Annotated in this window: 22 protein-coding genes and 1 tRNA gene; 17 read left to right on the top strand and 6 right to left on the bottom strand. The window is 45.6% G+C overall.

What is annotated here, in order from left to right; genetic code table 11:
* Window positions 1-30: 30 nt before the first annotated feature.
* Window positions 31-606, top strand: a complete 576-nt coding sequence (locus EMM73_RS05590) for a glutathione S-transferase family protein (protein ID WP_127685468.1) — start codon at window positions 31-33, stop codon at window positions 604-606.
* 31 nt (window positions 607-637) lie between these two features.
* On the opposite strand, the gene EMM73_RS05585 is transcribed toward EMM73_RS05590, so the two are convergent.
* Window positions 638-2,479 carry an ABC transporter ATP-binding protein gene (locus EMM73_RS05585; RefSeq protein ID WP_127685467.1) on the bottom strand — a complete coding sequence of 614 codons (1,842 nt, stop codon included), beginning with the start codon at window positions 2,477-2,479 and terminating at the stop codon, window positions 638-640.
* Window positions 2,480-2,831: 352 nt separating this feature from the next.
* On the opposite strand from EMM73_RS05585, the gene EMM73_RS05580 reads away from it, so the two are divergent.
* On the top strand, window positions 2,832-3,401 hold the full coding sequence (locus tag EMM73_RS05580) for a hypothetical protein (protein ID WP_127685466.1): 570 nt from the start codon (window positions 2,832-2,834) through the stop codon (window positions 3,399-3,401).
* An 89-nt stretch (window positions 3,402-3,490) separates the two neighbouring features.
* Here EMM73_RS05580 and EMM73_RS05575 read toward each other — a convergent pair whose 3' ends face one another.
* From EMM73_RS05575 to EMM73_RS05555, 5 genes are all read right to left on the bottom strand, one after another.
* The gene (locus tag EMM73_RS05575) at window positions 3,491-3,817 is read right to left on the bottom strand and encodes a hypothetical protein (protein WP_127685465.1); all 327 of its coding nucleotides are present in this window, start codon (window positions 3,815-3,817) and stop codon (window positions 3,491-3,493) included.
* A complete protein-coding gene (locus EMM73_RS05570; protein ID WP_127685464.1) occupies window positions 3,814-4,170 on the bottom strand; it encodes a hypothetical protein in 357 nt (118 codons plus the stop codon). Before EMM73_RS05570 ends, EMM73_RS05575 begins: the two co-directional genes overlap by 4 nt.
* 141 nt (window positions 4,171-4,311) lie before the next feature.
* Window positions 4,312-4,617 (bottom strand): hypothetical protein, encoded by a 306-nt coding sequence (locus tag EMM73_RS05565; RefSeq protein WP_127685463.1) that lies wholly within the window; start codon window positions 4,615-4,617, stop codon window positions 4,312-4,314.
* A 578-nt stretch (window positions 4,618-5,195) separates the two neighbouring features.
* A tRNA-Pro gene (locus tag EMM73_RS05560) sits at window positions 5,196-5,272 on the bottom strand.
* 89 nt (window positions 5,273-5,361) lie between these two features.
* Window positions 5,362-6,297, bottom strand: coding sequence for a sodium-dependent bicarbonate transport family permease (locus tag EMM73_RS05555; RefSeq protein ID WP_127685462.1), 936 nt, complete (start codon window positions 6,295-6,297; stop codon window positions 5,362-5,364).
* A 96-nt stretch (window positions 6,298-6,393) separates the two neighbouring features.
* Here EMM73_RS05555 and EMM73_RS05550 point away from each other — a divergent pair, with 96 nt between their 5' ends.
* From EMM73_RS05550 to nhaC, 15 genes are all read left to right on the top strand, one after another.
* Window positions 6,394-7,356, top strand: coding sequence for a LysR family transcriptional regulator (locus EMM73_RS05550; RefSeq protein WP_127685461.1), 963 nt, complete (start codon window positions 6,394-6,396; stop codon window positions 7,354-7,356).
* 73 nt (window positions 7,357-7,429) lie between these two features.
* Window positions 7,430-8,308 (top strand): DMT family transporter, encoded by an 879-nt coding sequence (locus EMM73_RS05545; protein ID WP_127685460.1) that lies wholly within the window; start codon window positions 7,430-7,432, stop codon window positions 8,306-8,308.
* Between the two features lie 153 nt (window positions 8,309-8,461).
* Window positions 8,462-9,730 carry an endonuclease gene (locus EMM73_RS05540; protein WP_127685459.1) on the top strand — a complete coding sequence of 423 codons (1,269 nt, stop codon included), beginning with the start codon at window positions 8,462-8,464 and terminating at the stop codon, window positions 9,728-9,730.
* A 113-nt stretch (window positions 9,731-9,843) separates the two neighbouring features.
* Entirely contained in the window at window positions 9,844-10,896 is a 1,053-nt protein-coding gene (astE, locus tag EMM73_RS05535) for a succinylglutamate desuccinylase (RefSeq protein ID WP_127685458.1), read from the top strand.
* Window positions 10,897-11,310: 414 nt separating this feature from the next.
* Complete coding sequence (locus EMM73_RS05530; protein ID WP_127685457.1) at window positions 11,311-12,495, top strand: thiamine pyrophosphate-dependent dehydrogenase E1 component subunit alpha; 1,185 nt, start codon at window positions 11,311-11,313, stop codon at window positions 12,493-12,495.
* Window positions 12,495-13,472 carry an alpha-ketoacid dehydrogenase subunit beta gene (locus EMM73_RS05525; protein WP_127023184.1) on the top strand — a complete coding sequence of 326 codons (978 nt, stop codon included), beginning with the start codon at window positions 12,495-12,497 and terminating at the stop codon, window positions 13,470-13,472. Before EMM73_RS05530 ends, EMM73_RS05525 begins: the two co-directional genes overlap by 1 nt.
* A gap of 10 nt (window positions 13,473-13,482) precedes the next feature.
* On the top strand, window positions 13,483-15,051 hold the full coding sequence (locus tag EMM73_RS05520; protein ID WP_127685456.1) for a dihydrolipoyllysine-residue acetyltransferase: 1,569 nt from the start codon (window positions 13,483-13,485) through the stop codon (window positions 15,049-15,051).
* Window positions 15,052-15,158: 107 nt separating this feature from the next.
* Entirely contained in the window at window positions 15,159-16,985 is a 1,827-nt protein-coding gene (locus tag EMM73_RS05515; protein ID WP_127685455.1) for a protein kinase domain-containing protein, read from the top strand.
* Between the two features lie 15 nt (window positions 16,986-17,000).
* Window positions 17,001-18,827, top strand: coding sequence for a M1 family metallopeptidase (locus EMM73_RS05510; RefSeq protein ID WP_127685454.1), 1,827 nt, complete (start codon window positions 17,001-17,003; stop codon window positions 18,825-18,827).
* A gap of 69 nt (window positions 18,828-18,896) precedes the next feature.
* Window positions 18,897-19,577: an SIMPL domain-containing protein gene (locus tag EMM73_RS05505; protein WP_127685453.1), complete on the top strand. Its 681-nt coding sequence runs from the start codon at window positions 18,897-18,899 to the stop codon at window positions 19,575-19,577.
* 107 nt (window positions 19,578-19,684) lie between these two features.
* Window positions 19,685-20,158, top strand: coding sequence for a GAF domain-containing protein (locus EMM73_RS05500; RefSeq protein ID WP_127685452.1), 474 nt, complete (start codon window positions 19,685-19,687; stop codon window positions 20,156-20,158).
* Window positions 20,155-20,463, top strand: coding sequence for a hypothetical protein (locus EMM73_RS05495; RefSeq protein WP_127685451.1), 309 nt, complete (start codon window positions 20,155-20,157; stop codon window positions 20,461-20,463). The genes EMM73_RS05500 and EMM73_RS05495 overlap by 4 nt, the downstream gene beginning before the upstream one ends.
* Window positions 20,464-20,469: 6 nt before the next feature.
* Window positions 20,470-21,192: an RNA chaperone ProQ gene (gene proQ, locus EMM73_RS05490; RefSeq protein WP_127685450.1), complete on the top strand. Its 723-nt coding sequence runs from the start codon at window positions 20,470-20,472 to the stop codon at window positions 21,190-21,192.
* A 16-nt stretch (window positions 21,193-21,208) separates the two neighbouring features.
* Window positions 21,209-23,227, top strand: coding sequence for a carboxy terminal-processing peptidase (gene prc / locus EMM73_RS05485; protein ID WP_127685449.1), 2,019 nt, complete (start codon window positions 21,209-21,211; stop codon window positions 23,225-23,227).
* Between the two features lie 105 nt (window positions 23,228-23,332).
* Window positions 23,333-24,823, top strand: coding sequence for a Na+/H+ antiporter NhaC (gene nhaC / locus EMM73_RS05480; protein WP_127685448.1), 1,491 nt, complete (start codon window positions 23,333-23,335; stop codon window positions 24,821-24,823).
* Window positions 24,824-24,844 lie beyond the last annotated feature (21 nt).

Raw genomic sequence — 24,844 nt, 5'->3', positions numbered from 1 at the left:
TAAGGTTAGGATCTGGAAATGGAGTAGGTTATGCAGTTATTGGGCTCGATGGCTTCACCTTTTGTGCGTCGGTTACGTTTAGTTCTTGCTGGCCAACCTTATCAGTTTGTCGCTTTGAATATTTTTGAATCTGAAGGACGCTCAGTCCTGGTAAAACATAATCCTGCCCGCAAAGTACCAGTGTTGGTTGATGGTGAGTTGGTGATTTTTGATTCTGGTGTGATCTATCGCTACATAGCACAGAAATTAAATCTTAAGCCATTAGGTTGGGAGCAAGAAAATAGTTTGACGACAATCAATGCCTGTACAGATTCATTGGTTGAACTTTTGCTTTGCTCCCGTTCAGGTTTTGACGTCAACGAAGACAAACTATTTTTTAATCTGCAGCATGAGCGTATTCAGGCCACGCTGGAAGCGCTGGAGCAGCAAATCAAAGCTGGTCAGTTTGGACAGTGGGACTACACAGCTATTAGCTTGTATAGCCTGATCGACTGGATACTGTTCAGGGATTTAGTAGATTTAAAACCTTTCCCGGTGTTACTGCAGTTCAGAAGCGAACATTTAAAACAACCCATGGTTGCCGAAACCGACCCCCGCTTAAGCTAATAAAAAAGGGGTCAGATCTGACCCCAAATTTTTATTCCACGCCAATAAAACCGCCGGTTTGGTGGGCCCATAACTGAGCGTAAATTCCACCTTTGGCGATTAGTTCCTGATGGCTGCCTTGTTCAACGATACGGCCCTGATCCAGTACTATCAGTCTATCCATCGCTGCAATAGTAGAAAGACGGTGTGCTATGGCTATCACTGTTTTACCTATCATGAGCTGAGTTAAACTTTGTTGAATAGCAGCTTCTACTTCAGAATCCAGCGCTGAAGTGGCTTCATCCAGAATAAGAATTGGAGCGTTTTTCAGTAGAACTCTGGCTATCGCAATCCGCTGACGTTGGCCGCCGGATAGTTTAACGCCACGTTCACCCACCTGAGCATCATAACCACTGTTGCCCTTCAGATCAGTCAGTTCCTGAATAAAAGTATCAGCTTCAGCTAAACGTGCAGCGTCTATCATTTCTGCTTCAGTAGCACCAGGGCGACCATACAGAATGTTTTCCCGCACGGTGCGATGCAATAAAGATGTGTCTTGAGTGACCATAGCTATCTGAGCGCGTAAACTTTCCTGCGATACAGTTTTGATGTCCTGTCCATCTATTAAAATCTGACCTGAATTGACATCGTAAAAACGCAGCAGTAAGTTCACCAGCGTAGATTTTCCGGCACCGGAACGGCCAACCAAGCCAACTTTTTCTCCGGGTTTAATAGATAAATCCAAGCCATCGATGACAGGACCTTGATCCCCAGCTACTTTGCCATAGTTAAAGTTTAGGTGTTTAAACTCAATCTGACCTTGTGGTACCGCAATAGGCTTAGCATCTGGCAGATCCTTTATATGTTGAGGTTGCGAAAAGGTAGCTATACCATCGGCCACAGTGCCTATGTTTTCAAACAAGGCACTGACTTCCCACATGATCCACTGAGACATACCATTCAAACGTAAAGCCAGGCTAACGGCTATCGCAATAGAACCTACACTGACAGCGTTTACAGTCCAAAGCCAAATGGCCAGCGCCGCAATAGAAAACACCAGCAAATAATTCAGGCACTGCACGCTGACATTCAGCCAGGTGGCTAAACGCATTTGTTTATACACCGGCACCAAAAATAGCTGCATGCTGTCACGGGCATATTGTGACTCGCGGCTGGTGTGAGAAAATAGCTTGATAGTGCTGATGTTAGTGTAACTGTCGACAATACGGCCAGTCATTTCCGAGCGCGCATCAGCTTGCTCCGTCGCCACTTGCTTCAGGCGGGGCACAAAATAAAACTGCAGACCAGTGTAAAGAATGAGCCAGGCAAGCATCGGCAATACCAGACGCCAGTCTGCTTCTGCAATCAGATACACCATAGCGCCAAAATACACCACCACATAAACCATGACGTCTAAAAGTTTGGTGGCTGTTTCTCTCACCGCCAGCGCGGTTTGCATCACTTTAGTGGCAATACGGCCAGCAAACTCATTCTGGTAAAAGCTCAAACTTTGTTTTAATAAATAGCGGTGTGCCAGCCAGCGAATCGACATAGGGTAGTTACCCAAAATGGTCTGATGGATCAGTGCTGAATGTAAAAACACTAAAAATGGCAAAACAACTAACATCACCACGGCCATGGTGATCAACGTATCTTGCTCTTCTTGCCAGAATGTTTCTGGATTTTTGCTAACCAGCCAGTCAACTAATTGCCCCATGAAGCCGAACAAAGACACTTCAAGGACTGCAAGCAAGGCGGTCGCTAACGACATGAGCAACAAAGGAAGTACCATGCCTTTACTGTAATGCAGACAAAACGCAAATAGAGTTTTCGGCGGTTGTGTGGGCTCGTCTGCAGGGAAGGGGTTAGTTAATCGTTCAAAAAAGCCCAGCATAAAATTCCTCAAAGGCGGCAAAAAAATAATCAGTTAGTGTACGCTAAAGTATAACCTACAGATGTAACTATTTGATGAAAGACTATTTTCCCGCGACGGCTTTTGTACTTGTTTAATTGGAACAAAGCGATTCAGGTTAAATTTTGTATAAAAAAATATGAAAAATTCAAGAGTCCTGAACGCATATGAAGTCAGCAGCTTAGCATTTCGTCTGGAAAGAGATTCGGTAAATATCGAAAAATCTATAACTTCCATCCGATGCTTAGGGCTTGCAAAGTTAAACAAGCTTTCTACACTAAAAAGCGAAAAGTACCTGATTTAGGTCGAGGTTTCGTTTCAAAGGAGTGATGAAATGGATACCAAAGAACTTCTGTTGTATCTAAGGCAAGCGCAATTGCAATGTGAGTTGATTATGCAGTCCGGACAGCAACTAGATAATGCGATAAAACAATTGCAAGATTGGTCAGAAGATTTGAGTTGTCAACGGCGGGCTTGCGAGGATATGTACCATGCGGTGCATTTTATTATGATCCATTGCTATCAGCTTTCCAGACTGTTTTGGCCAGCTAAGTGCTGCGGCGAGGTAGGGCTGGACAATTGCCACAGAGCTATGACACTCCGGACTGAAATCAACATGCCTGATTTGCAGCATCCGCTTCGTAACGAAGCATTGTGGCGTCATGCCGAGGCGTTGGACTATTCTGTAAGTGAGGCTAACTCATTACAGCGTTTCAAGCAGCACCATGTGACCAGTGTCAACCATCTGATCACCTGGATGGACAGCGAGGCTATGCTCAGCTGGTTTGACCCCGTAACTGGAACCTTTGTATTTCACAACGAGGAATTTGCGCTCACCGAGTTACTGACATCAGTAAAACAATTACAACAGGATATACTCCACTATCTCCATAATCAGCACTAATACAGCCAGATTTAACCTCGTATCAAAGGAATTAAGCTCACTCAATGTGAGCCTCCCAAAAACACCCAGTTAAACTGGCTACTGAAAGACTATTTAGTAATCCTGATAAAGCCATAACTTTGGATGTCCTGCACTTTGTTCAGTTGTAAACTTTGAGCAACTTCTGCCTGAAAGTCTTCAACATACAAGTGTAGGTCGTCCTGAAACTCTTCATCAAGTCGGCTTCGTTCCTCAGCATCACTTGCTCTTTGCACATAAAAAGCTTGCATACAAAGTTTATGTGCTCGCTGCTCCATCTGCTGCGACACTCTTTGCTCAATCTCGCTGACAGTTAAGTTTCGGCAGGTTTTTTTGTAGAAAAATATGCCGGTACACAGCAAAACAACAAGAATAGTCAATGATAACAACTCGATCATAAAACGATTCCTTTTTTAGTAGCTTGTATGTCTTTAACAAACCAGTACACAGCGAATGGAACTACTGAAATATTTATAGATACAATGACGTATTTATAAATTGCTATCAGCAAGTTAGTATCAAACACAGCTCTATCAGCGTAACGCATAAACTGCAACGCACAAAGGCTCAAAAAACATACCATGATATACCGGGTAAGTTGACTCACTTGTATATCGTGTACAGTATGGATTTTATAGATACACCAAACACACAATACATCGATTGCGCTCCATGCTATATACCACATTGATGCTCCAGCATCGCCATAAGCCGTTGCTAAGTTCATTACAATAGGTTGAGCTTTATCCATCACAAGATTGCCAGCTATCCATACAGTTAACGCAATTCTGGAAGATATATCTAGTTTACAAACTATTGATATGATTAAGAGCAAGAAACATACAAGCCAAATTACTTGATCTATTTTGTAAGCAAAGTCTCCCACCTTAGACTAATCCTGGCTTTTGTCCCCGTCTTCGTCTTTGTCTTTATCTCCACTCATCGGAGGTTCATTACCAGACCCATTGCCCATAGTCTGCATTGGTGGCTCGTATCCCAAACCACCGCCCAAAGTTGCAGTAGATGATTCGTATCGTACCTCAGCTTCAAATCTAGCTTTTGCTTCAGCTGATAAAGTTACAGTATCAGTTGCAGCAGGCGCTGGTGAAGTAGTAGTAGATTTTGTCTGGGTAGCAGGTGCAACAGGGGATGTAACAGAAGTTCCAGCTGCAGTAGCGGTGTTTAAATTGACTTGCATAACGGTTCCTTTTTGTTGTTACTAAATCAGAAAATAACTTTACACGAACTGTTTGTTAAAAAGCCAATAGTTTTTTTGCCAAATTAGTATATTTTTTCCAAGGTCAGGATTTTAACATTTGCGTCTCTGCTGGCTGGGCTGGGCGAGAGGTTTTAACTTTCTTACGTTTTGATTTTTGTCTAGCAAGGTGTTGTTTTTCAATGGGTTGATCAGAGTTTCAGCTTAATGCTATATCGCTGTTGCGAAATGGTTAGATGTTGCAGCTTGATTCGATGTAGTTGGAGGAACCCGGGTAGACAGGGTAAATCAGGCTCAGTCGAATTTTCGTGCTTAGATCCTGTCAGGTTCATAGTTCAAAGCATTTTCCACGCACAAAGCTACAGCAGGCATATTAAGGAGGCTTTACTCAGAGTTGGTGTCAGTACAGTGAAAGAAGGTGTAAAAAAATGCGTTAAACTGCTGCGACTGTCCAAAGCACTCGACAAATACCAGCAACAGAATCTGAAGCTGTAACTAAAAAGGATGGTGTTCAGTGATCCAGTAAGATAGGGAAAGCGCGAAGCAATTAGGCCACTAAATGGTCGGTACGAGAGGATTTGAACCTCCGACCCCTTCACCCCCAGCGAAGTGCGCTACCAAGCTGCGCTACGTACCGACATTGGGCCTTATAGTACTGTTTTAACCCGTAAAAGCAATGCCCATTAGTTTGACTGCTTTTTTTTTGTTCGGTTTGACCGCTTTTAGCTAATTTTTTAGCGCTAATTCAACCCAATACTGATACACAGGTATAGCGAGGAGCACGTTTACAGGGAAGGTGATACCCAGCGACGCCAGCATAGCTAAGCCAATATTAGCGTCAGGTATACTGGCTCGCACTGCGGCCGGTGCAGCAATATAGGAAGCACTGGCTGCTAAAGTGGTCAGAACCAGCAAAGTACCTTGTGGCAAATCAAGTAGTAACCCAAAAAACAAACCTAAAGCACCTAGCGCAAAAGGAGCCAGCGCAGCAAACAACATTAAACGCCAATGTTTCAGTGGCAGTGGGTTACACACTTTGGCTGTACACAAGCCCATTTCCAGTAAGAATAAAGCCAGCATAGTTTTAAAGCCACCAATCAACGCTGGTGCTATAGGGGCCAGACCTTCAGGGCCATACAAATATCCTATCAGTACGCCACCGCCTAACAACAATACACCGCGGCTGGTGAGTGCTTCATGCCAAATATGAGCTTGCTTCCCTTTGCCCTTTAATGCGCCATACAAGCCTAACATGATCACGATAGCAGGTAACTCGAGCATCACCAGATAAAGGGTGGTTTCTGGCAATAAAGGCATACCAGACTTTTCGGCGATAGCCAGTACCACTGCAAAAGTACCTGCACTGACAGAGCCATAATGTGCCGCAATACTAACTGAGTCTGCGTTGTTCAGCCGTACCAGATACCTGAGTAGTGGATAACATATCAGTGGGATAATTAAACCCAGAGCACCAACAACCAACAGATCTGTGACCATACCGCTATGGGCTTGACCATGCAGTGCCATACCGCCTTTAAGGCCCAGTACCAGCATCAGCAAGATAGATAGAGTTTCGTAAATTGATTGAGGAACCTTTAAATCCGACTTTAGCAAGCCTGCAATTAGACCAAAGGCGAAAAACGCAATCACAATATCTGGCATCACCCAACTCCATAGCTGTTAATGGCTGGAGATTGTGCCTGCCTTTGGGTATATTGGATAATTAATTGTTCGCCATTTTGGTATTGATGATTATCTATGGATGTTAGGCATTTAAGTTTTAGATTACTGCAGGTTTACATTCAGGTGGTGCGATTCGGATCTGTATCAGCTGCTGCGCGTTTATTGCATCTAACCCAGCCCACAGTGTCTTTGCAGCTTAAAAAGCTGGCGGATGAAGTAGGGCAACCTTTGCTGGAATACAGGGAAGGAAAAGTGCATACCACTTATATCGGCGATGCCTTGTTTCAGGCTGCATCTGATGTGTTAAGTCGCTTTGATGACTTTTCTTCTTTACTGGAAGAGGCCAAAGGCGGACGTAGTGGCAAGTTAAGTTTAGGCATAGTTACCACTGCTAAATATGTGATGCCAACTATTTTGGGGGCTTTCGACAAAGCCAACCCAAAAGTTGAAGTGACGCTCAATGTCGGGAATAGGGCTCACATTCTCAATCGGTTTGCGCATCAGGACGATGATCTTTATCTTTTCAGTCAGCCTCCAAGCGGAGAACTGGTGCAGGCTTGCCGTATTATTAAAAACCCGCTGCAACTGATAGCACCTGCAGAGCACTGGGCATCCCGTTATTGTGCAGAAGGCGGCGAACTTGATTTTACAACACTTAAAAATGAACGTTTTTTAATGCGTGAACCAGGTTCTGCCACTCGTATGCAATTTGAAGCCTGGCTAAGTAGTCAGGGCGTTGAATTATCTAAAACGATGCAAATTGAAAGTAATGAAGCCATACGACTTAGTGTTAGCAGTGGTTTAGGTCTAGCGGTTTTATCTGCTTATACTTTAGACCAACACAATGAGCAGTTTAAGGTGCTGAAGGTGAGAGGTTTTCCGCTAAATAGCCATTGGTATCTGGTGGCACGCAAAGATAAAAGGCTGAGCGCTTCAGCACGACGTTTGATCCAGTTTATCGCACAACATCTGACCGACTGCATTGAAGCGCAGTGGGTGGTTGACGATATAGCTCTGTTAGATGAGCATTTCAGCTAAACAGCGGGTAAAAGCTTTGCCTTCATTCTCTGAACAAGGCATCATTTTGTTTTACTGATTTTTGGAAGTCTACATGTCTTTATGGATCCCTTTTACGCTGCTGGCTGCTTTTATGCAGGCAATGCGTAACGCTTTGCAAAAACAATTGAGTAAAGACGTACCAGTGATGGGTGTAACTTTAGCTCGCTTTATTTATGCCGGGCCTTTAGCCCTGTTGTATTTAATTGGGCTTTACCAGTGGCAGGATTACGCCATACCTCATTTTAATTTCTGGTTTGTGTTTTATGTGCTGGCGGCATCCGCGATGCAAATTCTGGCAACAGCCTTGATGGTGGTGTTATTCAGGCTAAAAAACTATGCGATTGGGGTAGGTCTTGCCAAAAGTGAGGCTATTTTGGCCGCTATTGTTGGGGTAATGTTTTTTGGTACCTACATCAGTCCTCTGGGTTGGGTAGGCGTCTTTATTGGTGGCATCGCGGTGTTTCTGCTTACCGGAGCTACCAGCATTGGTTCATTATCTGCAAAAACTCTGGCTTTAGGTCTGGGCAGTGGTTTGGCTTTTGCACTGACATCGCTCTGGGTACGCGAAGCCAGTCTGACTTTGGGATTGCCTTTTTTACCCGCAGCAGCCTGGGTACTGTTTTTTGTGATCACCACTCAAACTGTTGTTTTACTGATGTATCTGGCGCTAAAGGATAAAGCGACCTTAGTGAAGTTATGGCAAAGGCCACAACTAACTTTGGCCACCAGCATTACCAGCTGTTTAGGCTCATTGGGCTGGTTTACGGCGATGAGCCTGCAAGCCGTGGCTTATGTCAAAACGCTGGGGCAGGTTGAAGTCCTTTTTACACTACTAATCTCTGTCTTCGTATTAAAAGAAAAACTAAAACGTCAGGATCTGTTGGGTCTGAGCTTCATTGTGCTGGCTGCTGTACTGGTAATGTGGGCTTAGTGTGTTGATGATCAAAAAGTAAATATTGTGTGTTTAATTTAAGCAGTTTGTCATAGAGCTGAGCTAATCTTGTGTGCTCTGACGGAGAAGCAGAGTCAATTTGGGGGCAGGAAGCAGATCCTCACACCATAACAAGAACTCACAGGATTACTAATGAAACAGATCTCAACCTTATCGCTGCTTGCTGCAGCGCTTTATTGCAGCAGCAGTTTTGCCAGTTTGCTCATCACCGAAGTACTGTACGACGCCCCTAATAACGACAACACTGAAGAGTTTGTTGAGCTCTACAACAACAGCTACACAGCCATTAACCTGCAAGGCTATAGCCTGCAGGACAACGGCGGCAGTTTTAACTTATCCGGCACTGTAGCGCCACGTAGCTATTTCCTGGTGGCAAAAAATACGGCGGCGATGCAAGCCTTATACGGGGTCACGCCACACTTATCGGGTTTGACTCTGGCTTTTGGCAATAGCGGCGACTACGTCAGGCTGAGAAATGGCAGCACAGAAATTGATGCGGTAGGCTGGGAAAATGGTTTATCCGGTTGGTCTATTAATGCTGTGGATAAATCCATTAGCCGCAATAAAACCACAGATAATAATCTTGTGTCTGACTGGGTTGTCTCGAGCAATTATGGCAATCCGGGTAGTGGTGTCTTCATAGCGACCTGCAGTGGAGGCGGTGGCACAGGCCCTGTGATTACCCAGCCCACCTATTATGCAGCTGCTGCGGGGAAAACAGGTAGTGAACTGAAAACAGCACTGAACTCAATTTTACGTGGCCATGTGCGGTTAACTTATAGTCAGGTGTGGGAAGCATTGTCTTACACAGATGAAGATGTAAACAACACCGATAACGTGATTTTGTTGTATGCCGGACGTTCGGTTGCCAAAACATTCCGCGCTGGTCAAAGTAATTCACTGGATGCCTGGAATCGTGAGCATGTCTGGGCCAAAAGCCATGGTTTCCCTAGCGAAAGCCAATATGCTTATACCGATATCCATCATTTACGGCCTGCCGATGTATCTATTAACTCCAGCCGCGGCAATAAAGACTTTGATACAGGTGGTACACCATTAACTGAAGCGCCGGAAAACAAAACTGATTCTGACAGTTTTGAACCCCGTAATGCGGTTAAAGGCGATGTCGCCCGTATGATGTTTTATATGGATGTGCGCTATGAGGGGGGGGATGAAACAGGCACGCCTAACCTGATTTTGCGTAACTTTGCACCTACCGGCAGTTCAGCGCCTGAAATGGGCAAACTCTGTGTACTGCTGCAATGGCATATCCAGGATCCGGTCGATAGTTTTGAAATTCGTCGTAATAACCGTATTTACGAGTGGCAACAAAACCGCAATCCCTTTATCGACAACCCACACTGGGCTCAGTCAATTTATGGCGCCAGCTGTGGCTTGTAACTGTTAGCTTGGACAGCTGCTTTTCAACAGAAAAGCAGCTGGACTGTATCTGCTCGCAGGTTAGAATAGGGCAACTTAAAAAAGGCGCTTAAGCGCTGGAGCCCGGAGCATCTATGAAGCCTGAAACGCTGTTGCAGCAACTGCAGCATGATCCTGATTTTCTTAAACTTACCTTAGCTCATCCTGATTTTTTACCTTATGCCAGCTATGCACTGCACAATGGCACAGAGGTCCAGATCTGGGATACAGGAGTGATCTATTTTCAGCCTGAGCAATTCGGCACTCAGGACATAGTGCTGTCCAGCGGTGTGCACGGCAACGAAACTGCACCTGTTGAGCTGTGTTCAGAGCTGTTAAATAAGGTTTTGGCAGGCAAGTTGCTGCTGACAGAGCGCGTGTTGTTTTTATTTGGTAACCCACCTGCTATCAATGCAGGCGTGCGTGAAATTCAGGATAATTTAAACCGCTTATTTTCAGGCCATCACAGCAAAGAATCAGGTGTACAAAGCGCTGAGCGCGAGCGGGCGAAAAAGTTAGAGAGCTATGTGCTGAAGTTTTTCAACGAAGCGCCGCAAGGCTTACGTGAGCCTAAGCTCTATGATTTACATACCGCTATTCGAGGTTCACGTTTTGAGAAATTTGCTGTGTATCCGTTTTTACATGGCAAAAACTGGAGCAAAAGCCAGTTTGAGTTTTTAAAAGCCTGCGGTGCAAATACTGTACTTCTGATGCAAACTCCTGCCAGTACCTTTAGTTATTTTGCCGCTCAAAGCTGCAATGCGCATGGTTTTACCATTGAACTTGGCAAGGCAAGACCTTTTGGCCAAAACGATATGAGTCGTTTTGCCGACGCAGCTGCGGCATTCAGTGCCCTGATCTCAGGTGGCGAACTTGCCACGACTGAATTTAACGAAGCCGACTTTAATCTCTATGAAGTGCGCCGTTCTATCGATAAAACCACAGAAGCCTTCACGCTACATTTTGCCGATAACATTGAGAACTTCACAACTTTTGAACTCGGCACTGTGCTCGCCAGCGATGCCAGTGTGGAATACAAAGTGGAAGTAGAAGGCGAAGCCATTATTTTCCCTAACCCTAAAGTGGCTATTGGCCAGCGCGCTATGCTGATGGTGAAACCTGTTTCAGTAGCAGGCAAAGTAAGCTAAGCAGTCACAAAACAGCCTTTCATAGTACAAAAAATCTGACAGCTGGCCCTGCTTTAGTGCATGGACCAGCTGTTTTTATTTCTGCCTCTGGTTGCAATGCAGTTTACGTAAAGGTAAAGTTGCGACCGAAAAATAGAAGAAAATAGCCATACTGATTAAAACACGTAAAACAAAAAATAATGGTCAGGGCAAACGGGGAAACGCAATCCATTTACCAAGAGTGGTCACCAAGCCACCATGCGTTCATACCCAAGTAACTTGATGTTGCGGCGAGGCGACAAGCCATTGAGACCCCAGGAGCATAGTAAACCTATGTGACTGGGGCGAAGTGGCGAAGCCAACAAAGCTGCAGCTTCAAGTACGACGGGTATACCCTTTGTCACAGTCTGACGGATACAACCAAAAGAGACACCTATGACTAACCCCAATAACGCAACCATCTCTACAGTGCACACAGCTGAATTTACCAGCGGTCACGCGTTACAAATTCCTACGCTGCGTATCCTGCAGGATGACGGCTCTATCTACCCTGGTGCAGAAGTACCGCAGCTCGACCAAGCCACAGCCCTTAAAATGTACGACAGTATGCAATTTATCCGCATACTGGACGAACGTATGTTGGCTGCTCAGCGTCAGGGCCGTATCAGTTTTTACATGCAGTGTTTAGGCGAAGAAGCCGCCACTGTCGGCAGCGCTGCGGCGCTGGATGATAAAGACATGATTATGGCGCAGTACCGTGAACAAGGCGCTTTGCGTTATCGTGGTTTTAGTCTTGAACAGTTTATGAATCAGCTGTTCTCTAACGAAAAAGATTTAGGTAAAGGCCGCCAGATGCCGGTGCATTACGGCAGCAAAGACATTTACTACATGACGATTTCCTCACCGCTGGGTACACAAATTCCTCAGGCCAGTGGTTACGCTTATGCGCAAAAGTTACGCGGACTGAAAAACACCACCATTTGTTATTTTGGTGAAGGTGCAGCCTCTGAAGGTGACTTCCACGCCGGTTTAAATATGGCCGCAGTGCATAAAGCGCCGGTGATTTTCTTCTGTCGTAACAATGGTTACGCTATTTCAACCCCTGCCAATGAGCAGTTTAAAGGCGATGGTATTGCCTGTCGTGGTGTGGGTTATGGCATGAAAGCTATTCGTGTCGACGGTGCTGATATTCTGGCTGTCTACAAAGCCACTCAAATGGCTCGTGACTATGCTCTTGAACACGAAGAGCCAATTTTAATTGAATCTATAGCCTACCGTTTAGGTGCGCACTCATCTTCAGATGACCCAAGTGGTTATCGCTCTAAAGAAGAAGAAGAGCTGTGGCGTAAAAACGATCCAATTTCCCGTTTCCGTTTATGGTTGGTGAAACAAGGCTGGCTGAATGAAGACGAAGATAAAACCAAGTCGGATGCTTTGCGTCAGGAAATTCTGGATGCATTAAAAGTGGCTGAGAAAGTGGCTAAGCCTGGTATCGAACATCTGATGAGTGATGTGTACGAAACACCAATTCCACTTTTGAACGAACAATTAGAAGAGCTAAAAGCACATATCAGAAAGTACCCGGATGCCTATCCGGTGACGGCGGGGAGATTTGAATAATGGCTAAGATGAATATGTTACAGGCGATCAATAACGCCTTAGATTTAGCCATGGCCAAAGACGATGGTGTTGTTTGTTTTGGTGAAGACGTTGGTCACTTTGGTGGTGTATTCCGTGCCACCAGCAAGTTGCAGGAAAAATACGGCAAAGCCCGTTGTTTCAATACGCCTTTAACTGAACAAGGCATCGCTGGTTTTGCCAACGGTATGGCGGCTCAGGGCATGAAACCTGTGGCTGAAATTCAGTTTGCTGATTATATCTTCCCGGCCTTTGACCAGATTGTGAATGAAACAGCTAAGTTCCGTTACCGCTCAGGCAACGAGTTTAATGTGGGTGGTTTAGTGTTCCGCACGCCATACGGTGGTGGTATAGCTGGTGGTCATTACCACAGCCAGTCGCCTGAAGCGTATTTTGCCCATACGCCAGGTTTAAAAATTGTAGTGCCACGTGATCCTGCGCAGGCCAAAGGTTTATTGTTGGCTGCCATTAACTGCCCGGATCCGGTGATTTTCTTTGAACCTAAGAAGTTATACCGCGCTTCTGTCGGCGAAGTATCGGAAGAGTATTACGAAATTCCATTAGGCAAAGCCGAAGTGTTGCAACAGGGCAAAGACGTGACAGTTTTAGCCTGGGGCGCGCAGATGGAAATTATCCAAAAAGCTGTGGATATGGCACAAGCCGAAGGCATTTCCTGTGAAGTAATTGATCTTCGCAGTATTCAGCCTTGGGATGTCGACACTGTGGCAGAGTCGGTGATGAAAACCGGCCGTTTAGTCATTAACCATGAAGCGCCATTGACGGGTGGTTTTGCCGCTGAGATTGCATCAACCATTCAGAAAAAATGCTTCCTGCACCTGGAAAGCCCGATTGAACGGGTCTGTGGTCTGGATATTCCTTACCCGCTGGCACTGGAAAAAGAATATGTGCCCGATCATCTGAAAACTTACGAAGCGATAAAACGCTCGGTGAACTTCTAAGGATAGCCAGATGAAAAAAGATTTTATTCTGCCGGATATTGGCGAAGGCATAGTCGAGTGTGAAATCGTTGAGTGGCTGGTGAAAGAAGGTGATCGGATCACTGAAGATCAGCCAGTTTGTGACGTGATGACCGACAAAGCTTTGGTGCAAATTCCAGCTGTGTACGACGGTGTGGTCACTAAGCTCTATTACGCCAAAGGTGATATAGCCAAAGTGCATGCGCCTTTGTTTGAAATAGACACGGACGGCGCAGCGCCAGCTGTTGCAGCTGTGTCTGCTCCTGCTCAAGCGGCCCCTGCAGCTGCCGCCACTGGCAAACAGCTGGAAGACTTTATCCTGCCTGATATAGGCGAGGGTATTGTTGAGTGTGAAATTGTTGAGTGGCTGATCAAAGAAGGTGATGTATTGGCCGAAGATCAACCAGTCTGCGATGTGATGACCGACAAAGCTTTAGTGCAAATTCCTGCCAAATACGCTGGCAAAGTGGTGAAGCTGCATTACGCCAAAGGTGAAATTGCCAAAGTACATAGCCCGCTGTTTCAGCAGGAAATTGCCGGTACTTCAAGTTCTGCTCCGACAGCAGTTTCGGCGCCAGTCGCCACACCAGCTTGTGCTGCTCAAGTAGCCTCTGTTGCCGCTTCAACTGCGGCTCCTGTGGGCAATGGCAAAGCCTTAGCCAGCCCTGCAGTGCGCCGTTTAGCTCGGGAACTGAATATCGACTTATCTTTAGTGCCAGGCTCTGGCGACAAAGGCCGGGTGTATAAAGAGGATGTCAAAGCTTATGCCAATGGTGGAGCTACTTCTGCTGTAGCCAAAGCTGCTGCAACGCCGGTTAAAGCCGCTGCGACCGTAGCTGTTGTGACCAGCGCTGGCGGCAGCCGTGTTGAGCCTATCAAAGGCATTAAAGCGGCGATGGCGCGTCAGATGCAGGATTCTGTGTCGAGCATTCCGCATTTTACCTACTGCGAAGAAATTGATTTAACAGAGCTGATTGCACTGCGCAGCCAGCTGAAAGATCAATATGCGAAGCAGGGTATTAAGCTGACGCTGATGCCGTTTTTTATGAAAGCCATGTCGCTGGCCATTAGGCAGTTCCCTATTATGAACAGCCAGGTCAACAGCGACTGTTCAGAGCTGACGTATTTTGATGATCACAATATTGGTATAGCGGTCGACTCGAAGGTGGGTTTGCTGGTGCCGAATATTAAAGGCTGTCAGAACAAGTCGATCGTGCAAATTGCTCAAGAGCTGACGAAGTTAACAGACGCTGCCCGTGAAGGTCGTGTTAGTCCGGCTGAACTGAAAGGTGGCACTATCACCATCTCCAACATTGGCGCAATTGGCGGCACCGTGGCGACTCCTATTATCAATAAGCCGGAAGTGGCGATAGTAGCGCTGGGTAAAACCCAGCTGTTACCACGTTTCAACGCCAAAGGTGAAGTGGAAGGCCGCTCTCTGATGCAAATCAGCTGGTCTGGTGATCACCGCGTCATAGACGGTGGCACCATAGCCCGTTTCACTAACCTGTGGAAAAGCTATCTGGAACAACCGTCATCCATGTTGCTGTCTATGGTCTAAACCATTGACGAATAGCTGGTAATTGGCATCGTTCTTTGTTACAAAACCCGGATGATCTTAAAGATCCTCCGGGTTTTTCGTTTTAAGGACTGTACGACGGGTAATGCATGGATAAACATCAGCTTCGTAACTTCTACATCCCCGAAGAGCAGTCGGTTTACCTGCTAAACGCCAATGATGCCAAAAAGCTCAAGGACTGGGTGGCGCTTTGTATCTCTGAACTGGAGAAACTGGGCTATCGTCAGATTGAGCTGGTGGGCAAGGGCGCTTATGGTTTTGTCTTTGCTGGCCTTGATCAAAAGCAGCAGGATGTGGTGTTTAAGTTCTCCCGCATTAATTTACCGCAGCATATTCAGGAACGCTTAGCCGACGAAGGTTATATGTTATCGCAGGCTGCTCATCCCAATGTACCGCCGTTTTTCACCTATCAGTTGGTGAAGAAGCAGGGCATTTTGATGATGGGCCGCGCCAAAGGCGTGGATTTGGAGCAATATAGTCTAAAACATGGCCGGGTGCCGGTGCGGTTATTATTGGATATTGCCACTCAGCTTGCCAGTTTGTTAGTGGCGCTGCGCCAACATAAAAAAGACGGCGAAGCTGCGCCCATAGTGCATGGTGATATTAAGCCGTCTAATATCGTCTACGACGAAAGTACTAATCAAATCAGTCTGGTGGATTGGGGCTCATCGGTATTTGCCCAGCTTGACAGTGAAGGTCATTACATTGGTAACAATGTGATGCAGCTCATGTCGGCAGACTTGCAAACATCGAATGCCCGACTAGGTGATGTGTATTTTATTGGCCCGGAGCAGCGCTCTGGTGCTTTATCCAGCCCACGCTTTGATGAGCAGGGCGTGGCCAGCACTTTGTATGCCTTGGCGTCCGGTCAGTCCTGTCGTTTTGGCCGCAAGGCGATCCCAGCGCGTAGCTTAGCTTTGCCGATGGAATTTGCCACTATGCTCGACAGTATGCTGTCTGATGATTTGCTACTGCGTCAGCAAGCAGGCGATTATTTCTTAAAATCTATGCCACGCTTACATCATCTGGTCACTCCTGACTTGCCAATTTTAAGCACAGAGTCAGTATTACCGGTTTGGATCAGCGACAAAGCGCAAGAATTGGATACAGTGGTCTATTCGTCGCGTAAATCCTTTTTGCGGGAGCACAGCGATGAAGAAGGTATTCAGTACATTGACGATGTGCAGCTGGAACGCTATTACAAAAACTACCTCGAGGGCATGGGCGAAACTGAAAAGGCATTCGTTGCTGCCGTCAGTCGTTTAGGTCGTTATCCTGTGGTCGGCGGTATTGCTATTCATTGGCAAAGCAGTGGTGTCTATATCGATTCCAGTCTGAATCTGTTTGACGAGCGCCTGCACAGGGCTTTTGCTGTTGCTGTGAACAATGTAGTGCAACTGGCACGTTGTATCGGCAAGGTGGGTATTTTTAAAGCCTGTTTATTTGATGCGCGCCAGACTATTCACATAGCACGGGACAGCACAGATGTGCCCTTTGTGGTACCACAAGGTACAGCGCTAAAATATGAACTGGGCCAAAGCCATTTTGACGACAGCAGCGCTCAGCACAGTTACTTTGAAGATGGCAAAGACCCAGACGAACAGTTGGTGTTGCCAGACAGCATTATGGATGATTTAACAGCACTGAATTTAATACGCCACACCGGCTGTATTATTTTTGAAGTGACGCCTTTGTATATGAAAATACACAATTATTATCGTTTGCTTGAACCAGCTGCTGAAACACAATTTGCCGCTTTGCTGCAGAGTATTTTGGCAAAAGTGCCTTTAATCAGCGGTGAAGGCGTCGGTGGTTTTATGAAATTGCCGCACAAAGATACCCGGCATTTCAGTCACCAGAGCCAGCAGGAACTTTGTTATTATCCTGCCAATCCTATGAATTACATTAATAATTAGTTTCGGAGTAAGAAAATGCGTGTTGTGCTGCTGTTGCTGGTTTTATTTTGCGCCAGGGTTCAGGCAACGGATCCCCATAGTTTCAGCAACTTTACTTTAGTCAGCCACCCGGAGCTGAAGCTTGATTTAACTGCAGATTTTGATAAGCAGCAATTACAGGGTTTTGTTGAGCTGAAACTGGACTGGCACTATCCGGACGCACGTCAATTGGTGTTAGATAGCCGTGATCTGACTATTGAAAACGTAGTGGGGCAATCTGCCGAAGGCCGTTGGCACAGACTGAGCCATAGTTTTGGTGACAAATCTCGCTACCATGGCCAAGCGTTATTGATTGAATTCCCGGCACAGTTTCCTGTAGTGCGTATTTATTACCACACCAGCCCACAAGCTTCAGGCCTGCAGTGGCTGACTAAAGAGCAGAGCAGCGAAAAACAGCAGCCTTTTATGTACAGCCAATCGCAGTCCATTCACGCCCGCAGCTGGATCCCATTGCAAGACACGCCAGCAGTGCGGTTGAATTATCAGGCTCGTATTCGCACACCTAAGCAGTTGTTAGCGGTGATGGGAGCGGATAACAGTGCCAATACCGAAAAAGATGGCGACTACTTTTTCCGTATGCCTCAGGCTATTCCTGCTTATTTGATCGCCTTGGCAATAGGGGATTTAGAATTTAAAGCTATGTCGGAGCGCACTGGCGTGTATGCCGAAAAAGTTTGGCTGGATAAAGCTGTGGCTGAATTTTCTGACACAGAGCAGATGATGCAAGTTGCAACGGCCTTGTATGGCGATTATCCATGGGGCCGTTATGACTTGTTGATATTACCTGCCAGTTTTCCTTTTGGCGGTATGGAGAATCCACGTTTGTCTTTTATTACGCCTACTGTGATAGCGGGTGATAAAAGTCTGGTCAGTTTAATAGCTCACGAACTTGCGCATTCCTGGTCTGGTAATTTAGTCACTAATGGCAGTTGGCACGAACTCTGGCTGAACGAAGGTTTTACCAACTATGTTGAAAACCGTATTATGGAGCAAGTCTTTGGGCCAGAACGCGCTTTATTGGAACGCCAACTATCGGTTCAGGATCTGGAAAATGATTTGCTGCAGCTCGATGCCAAAGACACCTTGCTGATCACAGATTACACAGGCCGTGATCCGGATGAGGCCTTTACTCAGGTGCCTTATATCAAAGGCATGTTGTTCCTGCAGTTTTTAGAGCAACGTTTTGGCCGTGCCGTATTTGATCCTTTCCTGAAAAATTATTTCCAAACCTTTGCTTTTCAAAGCATGGATACTGAAAAGTTCCTGCGTTATATGCGTAAAACCTTACTGAATGACCCGGATATTGTCTCTATGGGCGAAGTGCTGGAATGGCTGTATCAGCCCGGACTGGCTGGGACTTTTGTTGCACCAGAGTCTGATGCTTTTAAGCAAGTGGATTTACAACTGGAGTTATGGCAAAAAACCGGCAATCTGGCCGAATTACAGACAAACAGTTGGAGTATTCACCATTGGTTACATTTTATTGGTCAATTGGCTGCTACTGTCGACATTGCTCAGCTACAACAGTTGGATCAAGGCTTTGGCTTAAGCCAGAGTAAGAATGCGGAAGTAGCGACAGCCTGGTTTAAAGTGGCGCTGGCGAAAAACTATTCAAAGGCAATACCAGCGCTGGAGCAGTTTTTACTAAAAGTAGGGCGGCGTAAATTTGTGGTGCCTTTGTATCTGCAGCTCAGTCAGAACCCTGAGTATTTAGAATGGGCTAAAAATCTGTATCAGAAAGCAAGGCCGGGTTATCACCCTTTAACTCAGTCTGCTGTTGATAAGGTATTGAAGCTGAATTAAGTTTTAAGTGGCGGTTCAGCTTGGCCTGGTAGTCTGTACTGAACAGATAGCGTTGAACAGGATTAAAAAATGAAAACGAAATTAGTAGCTTTGGTTGTGTGTACTTTAAGTTGCGTCGCTTTGGCTGATACAACAGCGGTAAGAAGTGTCACAGTATCAGGCTCTGCCGTTATGCAGGCGAAGCCTGACGCTGTGCGTTTAACTATGCAAATTCAGCAGACTGCTGAAAAGGTCAGTGACGCCAAACAAAAAGTAGATGAGCAGGCTGCTGCATTAACTAAAGCTTTGCGTAAGCTAGGTGTAAAAGATGATCAACTGAACAATGCACCTTTGCGTATTCAGCAGGATTATCAGCACGACCCTGAACGTAAATTGCCACAGCGTTATCAGGTCAGCCGCGATATCCTGGTGTCTTTAAATGATTTATCGCTGTACAGCACCGTATTGCAACAAGCCGCTGATTTAGGTGTGACGCAGATGAATCAGGCTGAATTTTTAGTCAGCGGCTCGGATGAGTTGTATCAAAAAGCACTGCAGCAGGCGTTTTCTCAGGCTAAAATCAAGGCCGGTTTATTGGCAACAGCCAGTGGTTTAAAACTGGGTTCTGCACAAAAAATCAATGAACAAGGCTATGCGCCAGCGCCTGTGATGAAGATGGCCAGAGCCATGTCAGAAAGCGCTGAAGTCAGCTTTGGCCAGACCGATATCAGAGCCGAAGTATCAGTTGAGTTTGAAATGAACAGCCATTGATTGTTAATTAAGCAAAGACTGCTAAATCTTTTTGTAGCAGAGGTTTAAATTTCGCGACAAAACAAGTAATGTAGGGACCTTCGTAGTTATGGTAGAACCTATATTTCATGCGTGAGCAAAAATCAGAATTTTATCAGCTGCTGCAACAGCAGGCTCAGTCTCTGATCGAAGACGAAACGGACCTGATTGCTAACATGGCAAATCTGAGTGCTTTACTCTTCAATGAAATGCCTGATCTGAACTGGTCAGGCTTTTATATTTTAAGGGATGATGTTTTAGTTTTAGGCCCTTTTCAGGGGAAAGTAGCTTGTGTCCGTATACCAGTTGGCAAGGGCGTCTGTGGCACTGCTGTGGCAACAGGTGAAATTCAGCTGGTCAAAGATGTGCACGAGTTTCCTGGTCATATTGCTTGTGATGCGGCCAGTAATTCCGAAATAGTGCTGCCCGTCCGTCACGACGGAAAAATTATTGCCGTGTTGGATATTGATAGTCCAGTTCTTGCGCGCTTTGACGAGGATGACCAGCAAGGTTTAGCCGCTGTGGTCGAGCTATTCGAACAGCATCTGGCCAGGACTTTATGAAAGATCTAGTCAATATACAGGATTATTTGTTTCAGGTTGCCGATGTAGGTGACTGGGAAGGCGAAGAAGAAATCGTAGCTGATCGAATCAACGCCATTTATCACGCCGTATGGCGCCGTTTTCCTGATGATATTTTGCCAGCCGAAATCGAGCATTTACTGATTGCACTATGGAACGAGCTACGAGGTAGCTTGGTTTTATTAGAAGCAGACGAAGATGAATTAGTCGATTGGGCTATCTGTTACGTTAATAACCAACTAGAAGAAGGCATTAAGTTAAACGATGCCGCTGATGAAGAAGAGTAATTTTGCATGACAACCCCAACTGAACAAATTCAAGCTCAACCCGCAGGCAAAGATGTGAAACAAATCCTCGCCGAACTTAGCGAAAAGTTTCCTCTGTGCTTCAGCCAAAGTGGTGAGGCTAAACCCCTGAAAATCGGTATTTTTCAGGATTTAGCACAGCGGTTGTCTGAAGAAGATGGCATCAGCAAAACGCAAATTCGTCATGCGTTACGTTTGTATACCTCCAGCTGGCGTTATTTGGCTGGCGTTAAAGTGGGGATCGCTCGTGTTGATTTAGATGGTCAGGCAGGCGAACTGATAGACGAGCAACAAGCTGCTCATGCCGCTGAAACTTTAGAACAAAGTAAAGCCAAAGCTGCTGAAGTGCGTAAAGCCAAAGCAGCAGTAGAGCGTGCGAAGCACAAAGAACAGCAAAAAGAACTGGCTAAAGTGGCGCAAACCGACAAATCTGCTTACAAAAAATCTCAGCCAAATAAGGCTGCTGTCGCTGAGAAGGCTGCCAGACTGAAGTCGAAACCTCAAACTACTGAAAAAGTGGTTCAGGACCAAGTTATTGAACTTATTGCATTAAATACAGCCACATTAAAAGTTGGTAGCTCAGTGCAATTAAAAGTTGGCTTAAAACCAGTGCCAGCCACTGTCCTTGAAGTCGTTAAAAATGATGTTGTGGTACAACTTGCCTCAGGTATGGTGATTAAGACCCAAGGGGATAAGCTGTTCCAGGCTTAACAGAGATGAGTGTTTAATGAAAAAAATTTCCAGCGTAGCGGCGTTTTTTCTGGTGATGGGCAGCAGCGTAGCTGCGCCCGTGATTTCCCCTGTACCAAATCTGGCGCAGGAACCACAGCATGCAACAGCCAGTAAACGAGTCACCAATTACTTTACCCGAGAGCATTATTTAGGCTTGCGTATTGACGACGAGTTGTCATCAAAGGTCTTTGATCGCTATCTGAAAAGTCTGGATTTTTTCCGTAACGTTTTACTTAAATCTGACGTAGATGGCTTTGAAAAATACCGCAAGGAATTTGACAACGGTTTAGCCAAAGGCCAGTTCGATTTTGCCTATCAAATGTTCAATCTAAGCCAGACTCGTCGTTTGGAGCGTTACGACTACGCTATTGGACTATTAGATAAACCTTTTGATTTTACACAAAAAGACAGTTACGAATTTGAGCGGGAAGATGCGCCTTGGGCTGCTGATGTGGCTCAATTAAACGAGCTGTGGCGTCAGAAGGTGAAGTTTGACGCGCTCAATTTGAAATTAGCAGGTAAAACAGCAGAAGAAACAACAAAGCTGCTGAAAAAACGCTACGAAAATGCAAAAAAGCGTTTATTACAAACCGAAAGCGAAGATGTGTTTCAGATCGTAATGAACTCTTATGCGCGCAGTATTGAAGCTCATACCTCGTATTTATCACCACGTAATGCAGAGCGTTTCCAGCAAGAAATGAATCTGTCGCTGGAAGGTATAGGGGCTGTGCTGCAAAGTGATGATGATTTCACTGTGATTATGAGTCTGGTGCCAGGTGGCCCGGCTGATATGACAAAAAAAATCAAACCCAAAGATAAGATCATTGGCGTAGCTCAGGGTGATGAAGAATTTGTCGATGTGGTTGGCTGGCGACTGGATGACGTCGTTGATCTGATCAAAGGTCCTAAAGGTTCTACTGTGCGTTTGCAGGTCTTAGTCGGAGGAGATGCGTCCAAAGGGGTGCCTACTCAAATTTCTATAGTGCGGGACAAAATCCGTTTAGAAGATAGAGCTGCCAAAGCTGAAGTGCTGGAGCCTAAATTAAGTCCTTTGGGTAAAAAGATTGGTGTAATTAATATCCCAAGCTTTTACAACAATCTGACTGAAGATGTGAAAAAAGAAATAGCCAGCTTAAAGCAACAAAACGTGGACGGTATTATTGTTGATTTACGCGGAAATGGCGGTGGTTCTCTCCCTGAGGCTGTGACGCTGACAGGCCTGTTTATAGAGAAAGGTCCTGTGGTACAAATCCGTGAAGCAGGCAACCGAATTGGTATCAGTCAGGATCAGGATGGCAGTATTTTTTACGATGGTCCTTTAACTGTTATGGTAGACCGTTACAGTGCCTCTGCCTCTGAGATTTTTGCTGCAGCCATGCAGGACTATGGTCGTGCTCTTATTGTGGGTGAACATACTTTTGGTAAAGGTACTGTGCAGCAACATCGCGGTTTAGGCCGTGTTTACGATATGTTTGATGAATCTTTAGGTTCAGTACAGTTCACTATCGCTAAGTTTTATCGTATTGATGGTGGCAGTACTCAACATAAAGGCGTTACTCCTGATGTTCTGTTTCCATCCCCTATAGATCCGGCTGAGTGGGGCGAAAGCAAAGAAGAAAATGCTTTGCCTTGGGATAGCATTCCAGCAGCACAATACAGTGCATCAGATGAAATTAAAAAAGCTATCCCAGTTTTACTGCAGAAGCATCAGGAGCGATTCAGTAAAGAGCCTGAATACAGCTATCTGATGGATGATATTGCGCTTTATACCAAAGAAAAAGACGAAAAAACGATCTCGTTAAACGAGCAGGAGCGTCTGAAGAAAAAAGACGAAAACACGGCCCGTGATTTACAGCGAGTGAATGAACGTTTGGCACGGCTTAAGTTACCAGCTGTGAAAGATCTGGACGATTTACCTGAAGTTCTGGAAAAGCTGGATCCGTTGTTAGAGGAAACAGCGCAAATCACCGCTGACATGTTGAGTCTGGGTCATTTGGCAAAGCGTGCTCATTAATTAAATACTAAGGGGGCAGAGTGATGGGTTGCAAGCAACTCATGACTCTGGCCCTTTGCTCATTACAACAGAAACTGGCTGAAGCCAGTCGTGAAGAGAAGCCCCATGGAACATCAATCTGCACCACGCCTTGTTAAAGCTCCCAGTTTTTTAGATGCCAGCATACCTCTTATTGTTTTAGTTGTTTTACTCAGTCTGTCTGTTTACCTTTATGGCAGTGATTCTTCTTATGGTGCCAATCAAATCGCTCTGTTTGTGGCTGCTTTTGTTGGCGTTATAATAGGTCTGAAAAATGGCTATGGCTGGGCTGATATTGAGCAGGCCATGGTCAAAGGCATTTCATTGTCTTTAGGCGCCTTGTTAATACTGTTTTCAGTCGGCGCTCTGATAGGTACCTGGTTATTGGCTGGGACTGTACCATCACTGATTTATTATGGACTGCAGCTGCTGGATCCGTCGTGGTTTTATGCAGCCAGTTGTATCTTGTGTGCCATAGTGGCTATCAGTATTGGCAGTAGCTGGACTACAGCGGCCACTATAGGTGTGGCCTTGATTGGTGTGGCGGCGGGCTTAGGTATGTCGCCTGCAGTCACAGCAGGAGCTATAGTTTCAGGTGCTTATTTTGGTGACAAAATGTCTCCTGTCAGTGAGACGACCAACCTGGCTCCTGCTGTGGCGGGTTCGAACTTATTTGACCATATCCGCCATATGACCTGGACTACAGTTCCCAGTCTGGTTTTGGCCTTGATAATTTTTGCTGTGATGGGCTTTAACGCAGATGCTGCAGCTGATGATTCTCAAATCCGTGCCATCAGTGAATCTTTAAAGCAGAATTTTAATATCAGTCCTGTGATGTTGGTACCTTTGCTGGTATTGATGGCGATGGCTATTAAAAAAGTACCTGCTTTCCCGACCGTATTTATTGGCGCTTTGTTAGGTGGACTTTGGGCTGTACTATTTCAGCCTGAGTTGGTGGCTAAAATGGCAGATCCTGCATTAAATACTTTTCTTGCTACTTTAAAAGTAGTCTGGAGCACTTTGCATGGTGGTTTTGTCATTGAAACCCAAAATGCGCAGTTGGATAAGCTACTGAACGGGGGGGGGATGGTAAAAATGCTGAACACCTGTTGGCTGATTTTTTCGGCCATGATGTTTGGCGCTGTGCTGGAGCATGTAGGTTTGTTGCGTAAGTTTGTTGAAGCCATTTTGCATAAAGCCCACAGCACAGGCTCCTTAATTACCAGCACCATAGCCACGTGCATTGCGACTAATATTTTAACGGCCGATCAGTATATGGCCATTGTGATGCCAGGCCGCATGTTTAAAGAAGAGTATGAGCGACGTGGTTTAGCTCCGGTCAATTTGTCCCGCACTTTAGAAGACGGCGGAACTATTACCAGTCCATTAATTCCGTGGAATACCTGTGGTGCTTATATGCATGGCGTATTGAATGTGAACCCGCTGGATTATGCAATCTATGCATTTTTTAACTTGATTAATCCGGTTCTGGCTGTGATTTATGCCTATATGGGCATTAAGGTATTAAAACTGACACCACCTGACACGCCAATCACAGCGGCCGTGCAGGGAAAATAATAGAAAAGGCCAGTTTTAACT

Origin of the sequence: Rheinheimera sediminis, assembly GCF_004005375.1 — a bacterium.
Classification (GTDB): Bacteria; Pseudomonadota; Gammaproteobacteria; order Enterobacterales; family Alteromonadaceae; genus Pararheinheimera.
This window is presented reverse-complemented; position numbering and strand designations above follow the sequence as displayed.

Bases quoted from the DNA above. Each gene is read 5' to 3' on its own strand.
- EMM73_RS05495 (WP_127685451.1), top strand. From the start codon at position 20,155: ATGAAAGATCTAGTCAATATACAGGATTATTTGTTTCAGGTTGCCGAT.
- EMM73_RS05540 (WP_127685459.1), top strand. From the start codon at position 8,462: ATGAAACAGATCTCAACCTTATCGCTGCTTGCTGCAGCGCTTTATTGC.
- EMM73_RS05555 (WP_127685462.1), bottom strand. From the start codon at position 6,297: ATGCCAGATATTGTGATTGCGTTTTTCGCCTTTGGTCTAATTGCAGGC.
- prc (WP_127685449.1), top strand. From the start codon at position 21,209: ATGAAAAAAATTTCCAGCGTAGCGGCGTTTTTTCTGGTGATGGGCAGC.
- EMM73_RS05580 (WP_127685466.1), top strand. From the start codon at position 2,832: ATGGATACCAAAGAACTTCTGTTGTATCTAAGGCAAGCGCAATTGCAA.
- EMM73_RS05520 (WP_127685456.1), top strand. From the start codon at position 13,483: ATGAAAAAAGATTTTATTCTGCCGGATATTGGCGAAGGCATAGTCGAG.
- EMM73_RS05570 (WP_127685464.1), bottom strand. From the start codon at position 4,170: ATGGATAAAGCTCAACCTATTGTAATGAACTTAGCAACGGCTTATGGC.
- EMM73_RS05500 (WP_127685452.1), top strand. From the start codon at position 19,685: ATGCGTGAGCAAAAATCAGAATTTTATCAGCTGCTGCAACAGCAGGCT.
- EMM73_RS05525 (WP_127023184.1), top strand. From the start codon at position 12,495: ATGGCTAAGATGAATATGTTACAGGCGATCAATAACGCCTTAGATTTA.
- proQ (WP_127685450.1), top strand. From the start codon at position 20,470: ATGACAACCCCAACTGAACAAATTCAAGCTCAACCCGCAGGCAAAGAT.
- EMM73_RS05565 (WP_127685463.1), bottom strand. From the start codon at position 4,617: ATGCAAGTCAATTTAAACACCGCTACTGCAGCTGGAACTTCTGTTACA.
- EMM73_RS05585 (WP_127685467.1), bottom strand. From the start codon at position 2,479: ATGCTGGGCTTTTTTGAACGATTAACTAACCCCTTCCCTGCAGACGAG.
- nhaC (WP_127685448.1), top strand. From the start codon at position 23,333: ATGGAACATCAATCTGCACCACGCCTTGTTAAAGCTCCCAGTTTTTTA.
- astE (WP_127685458.1), top strand. From the start codon at position 9,844: ATGAAGCCTGAAACGCTGTTGCAGCAACTGCAGCATGATCCTGATTTT.
- EMM73_RS05590 (WP_127685468.1), top strand. From the start codon at position 31: ATGCAGTTATTGGGCTCGATGGCTTCACCTTTTGTGCGTCGGTTACGT.
- EMM73_RS05510 (WP_127685454.1), top strand. From the start codon at position 17,001: ATGCGTGTTGTGCTGCTGTTGCTGGTTTTATTTTGCGCCAGGGTTCAG.
- EMM73_RS05530 (WP_127685457.1), top strand. From the start codon at position 11,311: ATGACTAACCCCAATAACGCAACCATCTCTACAGTGCACACAGCTGAA.
- EMM73_RS05505 (WP_127685453.1), top strand. From the start codon at position 18,897: ATGAAAACGAAATTAGTAGCTTTGGTTGTGTGTACTTTAAGTTGCGTC.
- EMM73_RS05545 (WP_127685460.1), top strand. From the start codon at position 7,430: ATGTCTTTATGGATCCCTTTTACGCTGCTGGCTGCTTTTATGCAGGCA.
- EMM73_RS05550 (WP_127685461.1), top strand. From the start codon at position 6,394: ATGGATGTTAGGCATTTAAGTTTTAGATTACTGCAGGTTTACATTCAG.
- EMM73_RS05575 (WP_127685465.1), bottom strand. From the start codon at position 3,817: ATGATCGAGTTGTTATCATTGACTATTCTTGTTGTTTTGCTGTGTACC.
- EMM73_RS05515 (WP_127685455.1), top strand. From the start codon at position 15,159: ATGGATAAACATCAGCTTCGTAACTTCTACATCCCCGAAGAGCAGTCG.